The 17919-nt window shown below is 46.2% G+C and carries 7 protein-coding genes and 1 pseudogene; 1 reads left to right on the forward strand and 7 read right to left on the reverse strand.

Features of this window, described 5'->3' with window-relative positions:
* Positions 1–723: pseudogene (locus tag ACERC7_RS08985) on the forward strand (ISL3 family transposase); the annotation flags it as partial.
* Between the two features lie 241 nt (positions 724–964).
* On the opposite strand, the gene ACERC7_RS08990 reads toward ACERC7_RS08985, so the two are convergent.
* The 7 genes from ACERC7_RS08990 to ACERC7_RS09020 form a co-directional block, all read right to left on the reverse strand.
* Entirely contained in the window at positions 965–1831 is an 867-nt protein-coding gene (locus tag ACERC7_RS08990; RefSeq protein WP_373659435.1) for a class C sortase, read from the reverse strand.
* Entirely contained in the window at positions 1832–3349 is a 1518-nt protein-coding gene (locus tag ACERC7_RS08995; RefSeq protein ID WP_373666738.1) for a class C sortase, read from the reverse strand.
* A 49-nt stretch (positions 3350–3398) separates the two neighbouring features.
* Complete coding sequence (locus ACERC7_RS09000; RefSeq protein ID WP_373666739.1) at positions 3399–4247, reverse strand: class C sortase; 849 nt, start codon at positions 4245–4247, stop codon at positions 3399–3401.
* Positions 4248–4342: 95 nt separating this feature from the next.
* Positions 4343–5548 carry a collagen binding domain-containing protein gene (locus ACERC7_RS09005; protein WP_373666740.1) on the reverse strand — a complete coding sequence of 402 codons (1206 nt, stop codon included), beginning with the start codon at positions 5546–5548 and terminating at the stop codon, positions 4343–4345.
* 38 nt (positions 5549–5586) lie between these two features.
* Complete coding sequence (locus ACERC7_RS09010; protein ID WP_373666741.1) at positions 5587–7599, reverse strand: isopeptide-forming domain-containing fimbrial protein; 2013 nt, start codon at positions 7597–7599, stop codon at positions 5587–5589.
* Positions 7600–7786: 187 nt separating this feature from the next.
* Complete coding sequence (locus tag ACERC7_RS09015) at positions 7787–17542, reverse strand: BspA family leucine-rich repeat surface protein (protein ID WP_373666742.1); 9756 nt, start codon at positions 17540–17542, stop codon at positions 7787–7789.
* Positions 17543–17781: 239 nt separating this feature from the next.
* Positions 17782–17919, reverse strand: a 138-nt coding sequence (locus tag ACERC7_RS09020) for a lipoate protein ligase C-terminal domain-containing protein (RefSeq protein WP_373666308.1), incomplete at its 5' end; no start/stop codon positions are given.

Genomic DNA, 17919 nt, shown 5'->3' on the forward strand with positions numbered 1-17919 from the left:
TGCGCTATCCGAGAGACGTCAGGAACCGTGTTAAGGTCATCACTATGGACATGTTTAGCCCTTATTACGACATCGCTAAGAAACTATTTCCAAATGCGAAAATCGTTCTCGATCGTTTCCACATTATCCAACACATGAGCAGGGCCATGAACAGGATACGTGTTCAGATAATGAACCAGTTTGATCGAAAGTCTCACCAGTATCGGGCTCTCAAACGCTACTGGAACCCTCGCTCTCTCGTTTTCAAGCTCGGGCTAAACTAGTCCACTGGACTAGTTTACTCCAACAAGCCAGTCGAAAGCTCAGCGATAAACGCTTTTATCGCCCAACTTTTCGCAGGCACTTGACTAATCAGGAGGTTGTCACTAAACTGCTCGGCTATTCTCAAGAGCTAAAAGAACACTACGAACTTTATCAACTGCTCCTGTTTCATTTTCAAGAAAAGCAAGCCGAACAGTTTTTTGGGCTGATTGAGGAGACGATTTCAAGCGTTAATCCTATCTTTCAGACAGTTTTTAAGACTTTCTTGAAGAATAGAGACAAGATTGTCAACGCCTTGGAATTGCCCTACTCTAACGCCAAGATTGAAGCAACCAACAACATCATCAAGGTTATTAAGCGCAACGCCTTTGGTTTCAGAAACTTTGAAAAGACAAAACTCGCATTTTCATTGCCATAAACATAAAACGAGAGAAGACAAGAACTGTCCTCTCTCGGTGTTAAGTGGGTCAACCCACTACAGTTGACAAAGAGCCGTTTTTCAAAGCTCCATGAACGAGCAATAATTGCGGTTTTTAGAGTATCTCACTCGTCAAGAGCAAGAAGGATTCAGCTTTCCTAATCTCGAAGGTGCTAGCTTTTGGGTCTTTTGTCCTATCATCGATTGCAACAAGAGTCTTTCTCTCTCAAATTGTTAGAAGAGCACTCTTTAGAAGTTTTTTGTGATTTAGTTATCCAATTTCTACTAGTTCCGTTTTAGGAATTTTACAAAACGGTGTCCTATCAAGATAAAAGCAAATAGACTAAGCAAACAAATACCACTATACAGCCAAGAAGAAGACCCTACTACAGATACTACTTGCTGTCCTTCTTTTTGAAATGATAGTTGAATATCTCGTGGTATTTCTTGTTGGCTTTCTTGCTGCTCTTTGGGATATACCCCTACCCGTTCAAAATCCACCAAGAGCCGCTTATTGTATAAGGGAATTGGATCACAAGTAAGTAATGTAATGAGGTTCTGGTCTGACTTTGATTCCAATTCTTCCCATTCAGCTGGCAAAATCACCTTTGGGTTGGGGAGCATTTTATAATGTAAGATAGCCTTCCCATTATCAAAATACAAATCATCCCCTGCCTCTAATTTATCTAAATGACGAAAGAAAACTTGATTCGCCCAACCACGGTGACCTGCAATAACAGAACGAACCCCTGCCCCATCAATCGGCAGGTCCGTACCCGCTACATGAGCGAGGCCCTGAGACAAATGAGTTGCGCTCGCTCCTAGATATACTGGTTCCATCAAAGAAATCTTAGGGATAGAAAGGTAGCCATAGATGCCATCACCATCTTCTAAGACCTGGTAATCTACCTGGTAGTCTTCCCCAGCAAAAGGATCCACAATTTGATTGTCTGATCCAAGACGCTCATTGTACTGAAGGGAGGCGTCTAGTGTTTTGGAGACGAGCAAAGGATCCAGCGCTTTGGTATAACTTTGGTAACGTAGCTCTTGATTCCAATTTTGGTACAGCATATTCCCAAAACAAAGCAGGGGTAAACTAGCCGCTAATAACATAAAAGCAAAGCCTACTATTGGCTTTATACGCTGTTTCAATCAGTTTTCCTCCAGCCTTTTATTTTGTGCTAATTGCTTACGATTATGGTAAATCAGGTAAAGTAAAATTAGAATCATGCCCACCGAAATACCGAATAGCATTTTCCATAATTGATTGCTGCGAGATGTCTCTAACATTTTCTCTTCTACAGGTGCAGCATATGGGATTCGTTTCCCACGAACCAGTAATCGTTGGGTGTTGATCATATAAGGAGTACACGTAAGAAGCGTTGCATAATCCTTGCCTTCTTCAATCAGAATGGGATCAAAATTATCTGGCTCTACGACCTTGATTTGATCGACTTCATAAGCCAACACCGTATCCAAGACGTGGATGTAGAAAACATCGCCTTTTTTGAGCTTGTCCAAGTCCGTAAACAGTCGCGCATTAGGCAAGCCTCTATGAGCGCTAATGACAGTATGCGTATTGCTACCTCCTACAGGTAAGGATGTCCCTTCTAGTAGTCCTGCCCCTTTCTCCAAAACGGCATCGGATACACCAACAAACATCGGGATTTTTTGATCAATTTTCGGAATTGACACATAGCCTATCTGCTCGTTAATTTTTAGCATATTGGCGTATTCGGTCATTCCTTCTTTTTTCTCATCATCCGTAAATGGATCCTGGAGTTCTCTTGGCTTCAAAGCCGCATTGAAAGCTTGTGCTAATTTATAACGCCTTGATAGTTCTTCATTGTCCAACTTAGCGACTGCCTGATCAAATTGAGTATTGACATTATTGGCTTGTATGCGGTAATACAGTTGTGAAACAAACGGATAAGACATGATAAGAAAGCCCGCCAAAAACAAAGCTACAAAGAGGAATTTTTTCCGCTTTCGCTTATGAGAAGACGAAGAAGATATCGTATGTGGTGCTGTTGTGACACTCTCTTGAACTGAGACATCTTGAGAATTTTGTTGTTGAGATGAAGCAATCAGCTCTTCATTGTCATCCTCTTCTATCTTTGAGGAAGGCATAAGAGGAGGGGCAAGAGGCGTAGGAAGGGGGGCATCTACGGCGGCAGACTTCATACTTATCTCACCAGTATCTCCTTCGTTCTCCTCCAACTGAGCTACAGGCCCATTATCCTCTGCCTCAGGTAGGCTGTCTTCCATCCTTGTATCATCTCGCATTTCAGTATGAACGCCTTCTGAAATAGTTTCAGATACAGACATATTAGAAACTTTTTCTTCTCCTGAAAGAATCGGTTCATTTGCTGATAATGGACTTCCCGGCTCTTCTACTGATGACAGGGACCCTTGCTGTGGCTCACTCATCTGGAGCTGCCCCTCGTTTGAAAGCATTGAGATAGGTTCCTTGGAAACGATTGGCTGCTGAGCTTCTTCAAGAAAAGGAATACCTACGCTATCGTCTGCCTTCTCCTGTGTAGATAAAAGCAGATTCTCTTGTTTCTCTATTGGTGCAGGTTGCCCTTTTTTTAGGATAGCCTGCCACCAACGTTTTTTTTCTGGCGAACGCCGGTGTCTAGGAGGTGTTTTTTTCCTATCTCTCTTCATCTCATTCTCCCTTCTCGGTCAAAAGCTGCTCTTCTTTCAAACGACGAGATTACTCTTTCTTTCTCTTGCGTAACCTGTAAATAATATAGAGCAAAATGGCAATCAATACCAACGAAGCAAAGAAGAGGTACTTATACAAGAAACTAATCTTGTTTTGCAAGATAAACTCTTCTTCTACTGCTTTGACATACTCCACCCGATGTCCTCTGACCAATAAACGGTGGGTATTGATCATATACGGTGTACAGGTCAGCAACGTCACATAATCATGACCGGGAGCAATCAGTAAGTCTTCAAATTGCGACGGTTCTACTACCTTAATCTGATCCACCTGATAAGCAAGGGTTTCTTTAAGGTTATGAACATAAAACTTATCCCCTTTTTTTAACTTGGTTAAGTCCGTGAACATCTTAGCATTTGGCAAGCCTGTATGTGCCGTGATTACTGAGTGAGTCGAATTTCCCCCAATCGGTAGTGACGTCCCTTCCAAGTGTCCTGCCCCCATCTGCAAGACATCCTCACTGGTTCCAGCATAGATTGGCAAATCTACATTGATTGTCGGGATTTCAACGTGTCCAATTTTCTCATTGAGCTCCAACATGCGTGCATAAGCTGCAATGCCTTCTTTTTTCTCCCGATCATCATAAAAATCGCCTTCAATGACATTAGTCAAAGAGGCATTAAAAGCCGCTGCTAAACGCATACGCTCTTCAATGTCGCTATCGGTTAATTTTTCTTTTTCTGCTTGGAAATCCCCTACCTGCTGACTTGACTTTACTTGGTAGTAAATCTGTGATACTAACGGATAAGCCAAGATACTGAGTCCTATTAAAAATAAAAGTGCAAATAGTCCATTTAAGATTCTTTGTTTGAGCGTTTTTTTTCGTTTTGTGGGCATGATTCCTATTTCCTCTATCTATATAAGTCGTTCTTCCCATTATAGCATAAAAAAAAAGAAAGACAAAGTAATGGATACTTGTCTTTCTATTCCTTTCAGTGTGTGAGAGTTGGTTGCTTGGTAAGGTACCAGCCACTACCAAAACAGACAATCGCAATGAGCATCAAGGCATACAAGAGCATATCTCCTGTGTTGGGCACTTCAATGCGTGGTCGTTTGCTGTTTTCAATGGCTGTGATTTGTTGGGTAGTATCTCCAGTTGTTACTTGAAAAGGTACACTTGCACCTAACTGGCTATAGCCAGATGGAGGCTGTACTTCCCTCAGGTAGTATTCTCCGTATGCCAAATCATCTACTGTGAAAAATCCTTTTTCATCTGACGTCAAGATGATTTCCTTCCCGTTTTTGAGAACAGGCTTGTACTGATCACCAACGCGTTCTAGTAAACGGAATGACGCTCCGGAGAGTGCTTGCTTGGTCTTGCCATCGATTTTGATGAAGCGTGCCAATCCCTGTTTAATTTTTTCGTTGATTAGCGTAACGGTCACGAGCTTTTCATCGACAAGAGTCGCTTCTACTTGTCCTTGTCCAAGACGATAGCCTGGTAAAGGCTCTACTTCGACAAAGCGATACCGCCCAAGCGGAAGATGAGAAATGGTGATATACCCTTTCTCATCTGTATAGAGGATTTTGTCCGCTACTGCATCTTTTTCGTAGCGGTACCCATCCACCAAAGAAACAGGTTGTTCTTGATGATCGCTGTCCAACGCATAAAGGCGGAAACCTACATTTGCAAGAGGATTTCCTGCTTCATCCGTCTTCAGGAGACGAAGTCGCGTAGGCTCTTGATCAGGTAGGCGTTTTGGCAATAATACAGGAGCAGGAAGAGCACTGTCCAGTCGTACAGCGATTTCAGAGCGGTAGGTCACCTGCTCAGTCGCCACAACCTGACGGATATAGTAGTGTCCATCTGGCATGTCCTGTACCTCAATACGATCGGCTAAAAACACCATCGGATAGGTGCCACGTGAAAATTGTTGGTCTAACTCCGCTTCGGAAAAACCATGGAGCTTGGTAAGTATTTCTTGGTCATCCGCATCATACTGCGGAGCCAAGCGCCAAGCTGTCAATGTCTGACCACTGACATCCTCTCCTAAGTCCTGAACGATTTGCTCGTAATCTTTCAGCTGCAAGAACAGGCGATTGCTCGTACTTGCCTGTGCCCGTATCCCTAGCAACACAAGAAATAAGGAGAGAGCCATCAGACAAATCATCTGACTACATCCTAAGCCTTTTTTCATAATGGTCTCCTTTCTTGTTTGGATTCAGCTGTCATGGGTTACGCTTCTTTGTTGCGGTTGTTTTTCATAAAGCCATAGTAAGCTACTGCCATGAGTGAGATACCCGCTACTGCAAAGATGATGGTACCCATACCACCTGTTTGTGGGATAGAGAGCTTTACGTTTGTCACAGTTTGAGCGTCGTTTTGACCAGAACTAGCTATGTAGTCGATACCTGTTGTACCTGCAGCTCCTGCCGTAAAGGAAATAGCACCTGTGTTCAAGGCATAGCCTTTTGGTGCAACTGTTTCAATTAATTCATAGTCGCCTGCTTCCAGACCAGCAATTTCAAATTGACCGTCGCCATTTGAGGTTAATGTCACGACGTTTGCAGCATTTTGATCTGCTGTATAAGTGTAGGTGATTTTTGCTGCTGCATAGGCTGTATTGTAAGCTGTTTGCGCCGCATCTACTTTTGCTTTTTCGTCCGAAGTTTGCTGGTCAGCTGCGAGAGCATTGTAGACTTTTACAGCGTCATCCAGTGCTTTTTTCTTCTCTTCAAGGTCTCGTTGCTGAACAGATTGGTCAACTGCTGACTCGAAAGCCAAGAATTGACCGTCTGCTTTTTTCCTCACGACAAACTGCGCACTTTGAAGACGTGTATTGTTTTGGTTATCCACTTTGACAAAGCGTGCGTTGTTCAGATTCACAAAGGCCTCTGCTGGATTTACGATTTCAGGAGTCTTGTTCTTTTTGTTGGTAATGGTCACAGTACCGTCTGCTGCGGCATAGCTTGGGGTATAGCCAGAGATCCGCTCTGAGATGGTGTAATCCGCTGCACCTGCTTGCAAGCCTTTGAAGGTACCGCTGAAAGCACCTGTCACGGTAAAGGTGAGGCCGTTGCCAAGGTTAATCACAGAGCCAGTGACAGAAGCGTTGTCCAACTGTACAGTTGCCACAGCTGCACCTGCTTTGTTGAGGGTATAGGTCAGGGTTTGATCGTTTGGCGCATCGATTTCTGAACCATCATTTGCTTGCCATTTTTTGGTCACTGCCAAGTCACCTTCTGGTGATGGTGTGACTTGAACTGGAGTTACTTCTTGTGAAGGCACGTTGCTGTAGTCAACTTTTACGGTGTTTTTCTCACGCTTAACAGCATTTGCGTTGACGTAAGCTTTATAGGTAATGGTGAAGGTCACATCTTCACCGTTGTTGTCGCCAGCTGGGTTTGTGATGTCAGATACCTTTTTCAGACCCGCCTCTGTCAAGGCCAGGCTGAAACCACGGTCATCTTGGGTCAGGGTATAGTCAGCTGTTTCTTGCAGGCTAACATTTGAAGCAGTGATGGTTACGCCAGGAACCATGGTCAGACCATTTGACATGATATCTTTATAGGCCAAGGTCTTGTAGCGTGATCCTGCTTTAATAGTTGAGGTAACGGTATAGTTCAATTCTTGACCAAGTTTGGCATTAGCTTCGTCTGCTCCTTCTACCTTTTTCTCAAGAGTCGGAGCTTCTTGGGTGTTCTTTGGATAGACATGAGCATGGTTTGCAAATGTTCCATCTGCTTTCAAGAGTGGCAATTTGATCTCCACAGGTACTGCCTTGCTGTCTGCAAGAATCGCCTTAGTAGCTGCATCGACATAGTCTGTCTTGCTGTCTACTTCAACAATTTTGTAATCGCCATCTGGCAAACCACTTGTATCAAATTCTACACCCGTAGCTTGTGTCTTACCACCCAGAGCTTCTTCCACAGAGTTTACTGGGTCTCCTTGGTTGTTAATCCATTGACCATTTGCGTTTTGCCAAGCAAAGTAAACACCCGCAATTTCTTGCAAGTCGTTTTTACCAGTCAAAACTTTCAATTGGTCAAGTGTTTGCGTTCCATCATATGCTTCTGGTGTAGTAAATGCGTCCAACTCACTCTTGCTCATCAATAATTTATGAAGAGTAACCCTTGTTGTCGCATTGGTGCGAGGAGATGGTACAAGCTGAGCACTTGCACCCAGTGTCGTAAAGAGTGTAGACAAGAGCAGAATAGCTGCCATTATCGTGGTATAGATTTTTTTCACATTATTCTCCTTGTGAATGTATGTTAGAGAGATTAACCAACGAAGCAATGGGCAGAAAAAACTACCTGATTGCTCCACTCGTTAATATGTTGACGGTACATGCTTAAAGAGATTGGCTTACGCCTTCTTACAAGCACTAGTGGTGTTTTGATAGCGAGCCTCACCCCTTTCACATGTACTTTCTCTACTAAGCAGCTGTGCGTTCGTCGTCTTCTCGACGATAGAAGAAGTAGGTGATGAGGATGATGCTGGCTCCTAGAGCATACCAAATCAAGCTGCCCATGCCCCCTGTCTCTGGGAGGCGAACCGTACGGTTAGTAAAGTCTGCTTGGCTTGGACGATTGCCCGTCTTGCTAGAGGTCATTTCTTGGACTTGGGCAATGATTTTTCCTGACCCATCATCTGTAATCTTCACTTTATACGTATAGATGGTGGAGTCGTAGGCAATGCCAAGTTCATTTCCTTTTTCCTCTGTGACACGGTAGGTATAAGTCTTGCCGATGTCATCATAGGTATAGGAAATGTCTGTAAACTGAATCTGACCGGATGTGTCACTCAAGGCACGCTGGACTTGTCTGCCATTTTCATCCACCACGAGGAAGGCAAAGCGGTAGTTCGCTAAGTTTCCGCCTTCAAGGCGCTTGGTTCCTGTTGGTTTCCATGTACCTGTTGGGTTATAGTGGTTGGCAAGGCGGATTTCATCAATTTTCGCAAGCGTTACTGTCGCAGTCGTCTTAGACTGGCGATCGAGGGTATAGCCAGCTGGTACTTGCTCTGTCGCTGTAACAGTCGCCCCTTCTGGGAGATTGACAATCTGGATGGTCTCGTCATGGCGGATTTGCAAGGTCTCGTCGCTTGCGATAGTGCCTGCTTCTCTCTTGTTGCTGGTGTAGGCGAAGCGATTGAGGAGGATTTCTCCATTCTTGTCCTTGATATGAATCAGGAGGTCAAAGTCAGTCTGCTTATTAACGTCCGTCAAGCGGTCAACTTTTTTGATAATCTTTACTGATCCAAGTTTTGGATCTGGAGTCGTGGTCGGCGGCTTAATCGCATTGATAAAGACCGCTCCATCTGCATCGTAGGTCACGCTGACCTGTAACTTCCCTTCTCCTTGATCCGTCGCTGTCACAGTTACATCTTCCTCGTGGGCGTCGTAGGCCACAGTTGTATCGAGGCCTTTTGACTCACGAAGTTTGTAGCGATAGGTGCCTGCTTTGGTAAAGGTTACTGCCCCAAAGGCGATATTTCCATACTCATCGTTGGTTGCGGTCGCTACCACTGTGTCATCAGATGGATCATTCGCTTTGGCTCCTGGATCGACCAACTCAAAGGTAAACTCATTTGCTTTCAGCTGACGGGCTGGATCCTCTGTATTGTCCAAGCGTTTGGTAGCTGTGATATTAGCCGTTCCTGTTGCTTGGTAACGGTTGGTCACTGTCGCAAGGGTCGTATCCTGATGGATATGCCCTGTCTCATTTGCGATGGAGACGAGGCTATAGCCAGCTGGAAGATTGGTCTCTGTGACTTCATAGGTGGTCCCATATGGCAGGTCATTGATGGTCTGGGTCTGACCTGCTTTAAACTGGAATTCACGGACGTCGGTCGGACTATTATTAAGTTTAACCTGAATAGTGAAGGTCTTGTCCTGGTTTTGGCTGCCTTCTACTGCTTTTGTAATAGACAGACTTCCTTTTTTCTTGCGGTTGGCAAAGACAATGTCTCTATTTTCCTTGGAAACAGTAGCAAGAAGGTTGCCTTGTCCGTCGTCTACTACGGTCACCGTGATGGTCTCCGTGTGGGAGTCGTAGTCGATGGAGACATCGTCTCCTGCTTGCTCCGCCACCTCATAAGTATAGGTGCCCGCTTGGTCATAAACGATGGTCGCAAAACGGAAGCCACCGCCTTCTGAGGATGTCACCGTCTCAAGGAGCTGCCCGTCTTTTTTGAAGGTAAAGCGGTAGCCACTAGCTGGCGCTCCATCTAGGAGTTTTTGACCACCTAGCTGGACAGAGGTCTTGCCTTTTTGGTAGTCATTAACAAAGCTGGCTGTGCTGGTCTTGTTGGCCTCGATGATCCCTGTAGTGCCATGAGAGTCCACAAGTACCCACCCTTTTTCAGCCTCTTCGTAGACTTCGTAGCTAGTGCCTGCTGGGAGGTTTGGAAGCGTAAAGGTTTCTCCTCCTCTAAGGGTAACTTCAAACTCCCCATCTTGAATGGTCACAGATGGGTCTACCAGCTCCCATACAGCATAGAGTGTGATGGTCTTGCCAGCTTCTGTCAGATCGGTCACGGACTGATCTGCTTGGTAGCTGGTGCCACGTCCATCTGGACGAGTGTTCCACTCTTTGAAGCGATAGCCATTTTTGGTAAAGGTGGCTAACGGTAAGGTGTAAACCTGCCCCCTTGTTAGGGTCTGCACTGGCATCGAGCCAGACCCTGTATTGGCATCAAAGGCCAGGGTGTAATCCTGTGGCGCCTCCTCCCAGATCCAGGTCCCCGCCATATCCGGAGTATACTGCTTCATCAGCTCATTGGCTGTAAAAGGCCCATAGGCTCTGTCCTCACGGATCCACTTACCGGTGTAGGTGGCGTTTTTAGGTGGGGTAGCCAAATTGGTATCGGCAAGACTTATGGTTGGCGGCAACTTCACCTTCTTTAAATTACGGCTATACGCAAATCCGTTGCTCACACCCCAGCTATCTAAATTTGTCAAATCCATTTGACTAATATCCAATGTTTCTAAGGACGACATGGACATAAAACCGCGTGCGAATTGCCTAAGTTCTGGTGTATGAAAATTGGATAAATCAAGGTTCTTGATACCTGAGTAAGCAAATATATCGCTCATACGGCTAACTTTGGACACATCCCAGCTTGATAGATTTATCTCGCTTAGATTTGAGGTGCCACTAAACATCCCTGACATGTCCGTCACACTGCCAACATCCCAGTTCTGTACCGGAAGACTGACTAGATTGCGGGCGTTTTGAAACAGTCTACTCATATTCGTAACGTTTCCGACATTCCAGTTCTGTACCGGTAGGCTGGTCAGACTACGGGCGTCATTAAACATGTTCCACATACTCGTCACGTTTCCCACATTCCAGTTCTGTACCGGTAGGCTGATCAGACTAGACGCACTTGAAAACATGTGCCGCATATCCTTCACGTTTCCCACATTCCAATGCTCTACTGGAAGACTGGTCAGACTACGGGCGTCATTAAACATGTACCGCATATTCGTCACGTTTCCCACATTCCAATGCTCTACTGGAAGACTGGTCAGACTACGGGCTTCATTAAACATGTGCCGCATATTCGTCACGTTTCCCACATTCCAATGCTCTACTGGAAGACTGGTCAAGCTGTGGGCGCCGCTAAACATCCCTGACATGTCCAGCACACTGCCTACATCCCAGTTCTGCACAGGAAGGTTGGTCAGACCGCTTGCACCATAAAACATATATTCCATATTCCTTACATTGCCAACATCCCAGTTCTGCACAGGAAGGTTCGTCAGACCGCTTGCACCATAAAACATACTGTCCATAGTCCTTACATTGCTAACATTCCATGTCTCAGTAGGAAGACTGCTTAATTTAGTAGTGGATCTAAACATCCGACGCATATTCGTTACGTTGCCTACATCCCAGTTCTGCACAGGAAGGCTGGTCAAGTTTTTAGTGTCATCAAACATGAGGCTCATATCAGTAACCTTGCTCACGTCCCACTTCTCAACAGGAAGAGAAGTCAAGCTAGTAGCATCCTCAAACATGGAGCTCATATCCTTCACATTGCCAGTGTTCCAACCCGAAACATGTAAGGTCTTCAACTTTCTGACATTAGAAAACATATATTCCATATTTCTCGTACCCGACACATCCAGATTTTCCAAATCCATGTCTGTAACGTTGGATAAATTAGCGAACAGACTGCTTGAATTTTCTGGCGCTTTGACTCCTTTGGCGACAGTTACCTTGGTAAATTTATCTTGGTGGTCTCGCCATGAATTTGTATTACTGGTACTTCCGGACGCCATGGTCCCTGTGAAGCCATTGGTCGGCTTGAAGTAAAGGACGCCATCTGAGTAGATTTCCCAGGTGACGGTACCTGTGGTGCCGGTCTCGACAACTGTACCCGTCGATGTGATGGTAGCCGCATGGACGGTCACGCCCTTAAAGAGGCTCGCAACAGCAGAGACGGTCGTTTCTAGGATAGAGGTGTTGCTTGCTGGCTTTTGGCTTCTAGCCTTTGCAGCAAGGTTGTTTCCACTTCTAGCTGTGCCTTGCTGCTTCCGCTCTCCTGTGAGGACGAGGCGATTTTCCGTAAAGTCCTCTGCTGTCAGCAGTGCTTTGCCTGGCTGACCGACCTCGTAGATGTAGATGCCACCAAAAGCGTCTTTTAGGTAATTGTACTTTGTTTCTTTTAGAGCGATGGACTGACCGGACGGTTTTTTCCAGTTGGTAAAGCCTTCTGGGACGTCAAATTCGCCAAAGGGCTCACTCAACTTCTTCACATAGTCTGTGTCTTTTCCGTTGTCATTGATCCTTAGGACAAGAGTATAGAGAGGGTTTTCTTGCTGGCTTGGGGCTGTACCGATGGTGCCGTTGACCTGACCTGCTGGCAGGGAGGCTCCATTTGGTCCCTTGAGCTTGATCTTAAAGCGGAAGGTCTTGACCGGGTCGCCACTTAGGATAGTCTTTTGAATTTTGAGACTTCCCGGCTTGTAGCTATTGACAAAAATCCCTGTGGCAGGATTATTGTCCACATCTGCCGTGTGCTGGTCTTGGACTGTAGTGGCAAGAGCTAGCTTGCCCTCCCCACCATCTGTCACACTGACTTGGTAGCGAATGGTCGTAGTATCGTAGGTGATGTCTGGGTTGGTGCCTGCTTTTTCCTTGGCGATATAGGTGTAGGTCTTACCGATGTCGTCTTGGGTGAAGCTCAAGCCCGTAAAGTCAATGCGCCCATCTTTACCATTGGTCGCTGTGGCGAGGGGACTCGCTTCGCCTTCTTTATAGAGCTCAAAGGTATAGGCACCTTCTATGAGCTTCTGGTCATGAAGCATGACTTTCCATGCACTGAGGCTCAGGTTTTCCTTGATTTCGTAGCGGTTGGTAAAGACTGCTCCGTCTCGATCATAGCGCGGGGTGGCTGTGATAGTCCCATCTCCATTGTCTGTAACCGTCACGGTCACGATTTCTTCATGGGTGTCATAGACATAGCCTGGCAGACCTGCGTCTCTCTCCCGTATTCGGTAGGTATAGGTCTTGCCGTGATCTTTTTCTGTATAGGTCAACGGTTTAAAGACAACCTTGCCGTCAATGGTGTTTGAACCCGTCCGGATGACCTGACCAGTCTCATCCATAACTTCAAAGATGAATTGATAGGCACGTAGTCTGCGGTTCCGAAGGACTTTTTGGGCATCCAGAGTGATCTCGCCTGTGGCTTTGTAAGTGTTGGTCGCCGTAGCAGTGTAGGTCTTGCCTGCTTGGAGGGTGCCTGTCAGATTTTCACCGGTGACAGTATAGCCTGGTTTTTCAACCTCTTGGATGGTGTAGGTCTGCTCAGAACGAACGTCTTTGACAGTGACCGTTTGCTCTGCTTTGAGGCTAATCGTACCTCCTGACCGGATGGTCCCTGTACGCCCATCGCTCGTGGTATAGCGATAAGTGTCCAGGTCTTCCGTGCCGTCAGAGCGTCGGAAACTAAAGCGGAAGTCATAGGTGTGATTTTTTAGAGGTTCTGCCGGGTTTGCAACTGTCTTTGTAAAGACGATGTCCGCATGAGGATCATAGGTATTGATGAGGTTTGTGCCATCCACGGCGGATACATAGCCTGGGATGTAGTCAGGTTCTTCTACTGTATAACGGATTTCTTGACCATCTTTGTACTTGAAGAGGTTGTCAAAGCGGTAATTCCAAGCTCCTGTCTCGTCTGGGCGGACTTCTTTGGTTTGGATTTGAGTGCCATCAGCATAGAGATTGACGCGGATAGAGTCTGGGCGACTAGCTGTTGCATCCTCGCCCACCCAACGCTTGATACCGGATATGATGACTTTTTCTGGCTCATGGACGTTGACCGCATTGACCGTCATACCAGTTGGGGTATGGATTGTATTCGAGAGTTTTAAGGTATAGCCTGGGACTGGATCTTCTGTGATGCTATAGCGGATTGGTAAGCCATCTGCTGTAACCATCTCTAAGTCATCAAAGGTATAGGTCCAGTTGTTGGCAGCGCTCAGCTCGATAGAGCGCCCGCTATCTTTTCCATTTGCCAAGACACGGATACGAACAGACTTGGTCCGAATACGGTCTCTATCGTTGTCATCGTCCCACGCCTTATTGACGATGATGCGATAAGGTTGAAGTCCGACCTTGGTATAGTTGCTCTCGATTAAAAGATTTCTTGTTGTCTGACCAGCTGCTCCGATGGAAGTAGTTGACATCTTGACGTTGTTGTAAGCATGGACACCTCCAGAAAGTCCTGCTTCGGTCATCCCTGCGCCAAGAGCAGTATCATAGTAGCTCTCTTTTGGATTGAGACCACGGATGGCATCGACCCGAGGCGCCCGCATATTGATATAGGCAGAGACATTGCTGTCTTCTGGTAGGACAAACGGAGTTCCATCTGTCTTTTTACGGGCGTCAATAGCTACTGCTGTGATGGTCGACTTGTCCGCAGGCATGGTTGTGCTCCAGATGGAGCGATCGGTCAGGTCTGCTTGGGCACGGTCTCCTTCTGAGATGTGGAGGTTTTTCACTGTAGAGTAGTAGACGGTCGGGGTAACGCCGTAGCGCGCAAAGTCACTGATGTCTACTCCTTGGAAAATTCCTTTCCACTGGAAATCCCCTCTGTCAGCATCTGTCTCAATCGGTGTATAACTCTCCAAGATGTCATAAAAGATAATGTCTTCTGTCCGTTCACCTGCGGCACTGGTTACCTCGAGATGATAGCGGTAGACGCCTCCCTCATAGACATTTCGAGGGAGGGTCGCAGACCGACCGTCTGTGTAGATCCCTTGGTTATTGACATCGACTTGCTTGATCAAGGATGTCACCGCATAGATACCTGCAACAATCTGTTCAGACGCAGATGCATAGATAAAGCTAGGAGTATCTCTGTCTGGGTTGAGATTGGTCATGAGAGAGGCTGCTGTACCTACTGCCGCCTTGGACTCACTGTTATTCCCTGCCAAGGGATTGTCCGGTTCGCCTTTAAAATCTTTCAAGAATCCCAGCTTGTCATTTGCTGATTCGTAGGCAATAACGTTGGTTAGGTTTGCGCCATAGTTTTTCAGACTTTGCCAGCTGTAGTTGGCAGAGAAGCTCAAGCGTGGTCTGTCATAGAGATAGCGCTGCCGTAGTTCATATGGAATACTCTCATCAGTTGGATAGTGATACTGAGGTGTCAGCTTCATCTTGACAATCAAAAGAGTGCGACCTGTGTTTTTATAGTTTGCAATCGCACGCGCTTCTGTGATGACATCACCTGGTCTTCCCGCCAGACTTGTCATATCAGGCACTACACCGACTGGCAGAAGGTCATACCATGTAGTCTCTTTTTCTTCTGCGTAAGCGCCCTCTGCGATGGCTTGGTCAAGGACTTCCTTTGATGTTGCTCCAGTGCGGAGATTCGCGGTTGAGGTGTACCGGAGGCGGACAGTACGTGCAATGACATCATTAGTATAGGTTACAGACTTATCGAGGTCAGCAGCTGGGTAAATACCTTTTAAGACTGCTTCTCCAGTATAACTGAGTTTGCCTAAGCTAGTGCCTGTGTGAGTGCGAACCTCTGCTCGCGCTTGATTGCTCAGATAGAGGGCTGGATCAGAAGTGGTCTCAACCAAATCTTCAATCCGTTTTCTCATCTCTGCTGTACTGTGTAGCTTGACACCTACGGTAAAGCCATAGTGGAAACCAGGTGTCTGTACGTCCATGTCCACTTGATAGTCTACGATTCCTTCAGGAAAGACCAACCGACTGCCGATTGCTGTCGCTCCGTTTTGAGGGGCAATCTGTGGCTTGCCAGATGCGAAAGCTACAGTTGCTAGTGTGAGATAGGTGCCCGTTGCTGTTTTTCCTTTGACCGTGTAGACAGGGGCTTGCGCAACGTCTTTTGTGTCTACATAGTAGAAGCTACCGACAGGTACTGTTCCATAAAAAAGACTTCCATCTTGTCCTTCATAATAGCCTGAGGGTTGATCTGTGGCTTTTTGTACGGATTGCAGTCTAGGCACTGTGAAGGTTAGATGTGAAAATTCATAATCCTCACTGGTCAGCGGGTTCTTTTGACGAAGCCAGACCTTGTCATCATTGATCTGTAAGCGGTAGGAGTCAATCGATCCGTCCTCTCCCTTTTTGACATCGCTATAAGCGTAAGAGCCACCGTGAATCCGATAGGTTACTTGTGCGTCCAGACCTTTTTGGAGGAGACTGAGAGCTGTATCGTATCGATAAGGATTGGCATTCTTTCCAAGATAATAGCGTGCTGTAGTGGATGGCTGTACCACTCGCTCATAGAGTTCTTCTCTAGCTGTTGCGCTGACTCTGGATACTTGCTGATCATCGGTATCTGTGAGGGTATAGACGATGTTATTGGTCACTTGGTACTGCTTGCCATTCTCCAAATCCGGGAAAGCTGTCTTTGGATAAGCTGTATAGACGATAACACGCTCTCTACGCTCTGCATTGGTGTACGAAGGCCATTTTACAGTGGTATCTTTGCCGATTTCTCCTGTGATAGTGTTGGTACCAGTTCCCTTGGTCACTTTTCCATCATAGTCATACCCCAAGACAATTCCACCTGATGAGATAGTATCTGTAAAACTTACCGTACTTGGCTGGTTATTTTTCTCAGGAGCAAATACTTCGCTATCCCAGTAAACATAGATGTAGTCATCTGGGCTAGCTGGTTTGAGCTCTGCTGGAAAATTAGTCGGATAGGTCTTATACCACCCGCGATCATACTTAGTTGCCCTGCTCAAGATAGAGACTGTATCGACTTCAGCAGAGAGTTGGTTGGAGGCCAAGGTTAAAGCATTGCCTAGGTGAGTGGTCACTTGGATATTGGCATCTACATAAGCTTTATAACCTGTCACATAGTCACGAATTTCATGCGGAATTAAATCTGTAATGGTGCCTTCGATGTAGCCTTGTGAGGCTGCTGAGAGCTTACGGGTATTGGTCAAGACATAGGTGTCATCAAGTGGATCGGACTTATCCCCTTCGTCGAGGTAGTACTGGAAGATCCCTGATGTATCTGGAGCTTCTGGCACCGCCCACGTAATGCGTCCGATGTGATTATCCTCCCGTGTCTCAAAGACGGTCTTAGGCACCCGAATCTGAATCACACCCGGCTCATAGTCCTCGTCTCCTGATAGAGAGTAAGACACGCGTAGGCGAACATTTTTGGTCTTGTTATCCTCCCACTTTTGGAAGAGGTTTTCTGCCTTGCTGTCGTCTGTCGTGTCCGCTGTCAGCCATTCGAGCTTGATGGTCTCAATCTTGGTCCCATCTCCTTCCGACGGTGGAAGTGCAGCAACCCGGAGCATGACGGCAGAGAAAGCCTGCGGAATGGCTTGCTTAGCCAGTGTTTCAGCCGTCGTTTCCTTTGCCTCTGTGAGAGGGGTTGTTGGTGTAACGACTAGAGGTTCCTCTTCTTCGGGTGTGGCCGCTGGCTCTTCTGGCTGCGTGCTTGTGGTCGACGATGTCGACGAATCTGCACTTGTCGATGGCGTCTCAGAATCTTGTCCTTGTGAGACTGGAGCTGTCGTCGTGGCCGAGGTATTTTCCCCGCTTGGCTCTGTTGTACTCAAGCTACTCGTCTCTGTAGTAGAAGTCATCGAGATATCGACTGCCTGTACGACAGGTCCTAGGATGCTATTGGTCAGCAATACTCCTAGCATCGCCGTATTCAGCCATTTTCTCATGCGTTTTTTCATTATATTTTCTCCATCTACAGCATCATGCCTTTTTTAGACATGGCAAAACTTACATACAGAGTCATTCTACTTCTTTTTTAAGCTTTTGTAAAGTTTTGTAACTGTTTTTTTGCCTTTTTCTGCTATAGGAAATAGTTGCGAAACGACACCATTCTCTTTCGCTAATGTACGCAAAAAGCCTAGCAAGAACCTTTGGTCTTCTACTAGGCTTGTTTGAGCACTCTTTTTTATCCTCTTTTTTACGCCACAATGGCTTTAGCAACTTCTTCTGTCGTCATGCGTGAGAAGTAGTGGCTCGTGTCGATGGTTTGGAGTTTGGCCAAGACATCCGCATACTCGTAGCGGGTGCCAACCAGCAACTCTTCGATATCGCTGAC

It is taken from the genome of Streptococcus sp. E17BB (genome assembly GCF_041807725.1).
Classification (GTDB): Bacteria; Bacillota; Bacilli; order Lactobacillales; family Streptococcaceae; genus Streptococcus; species Streptococcus entericus.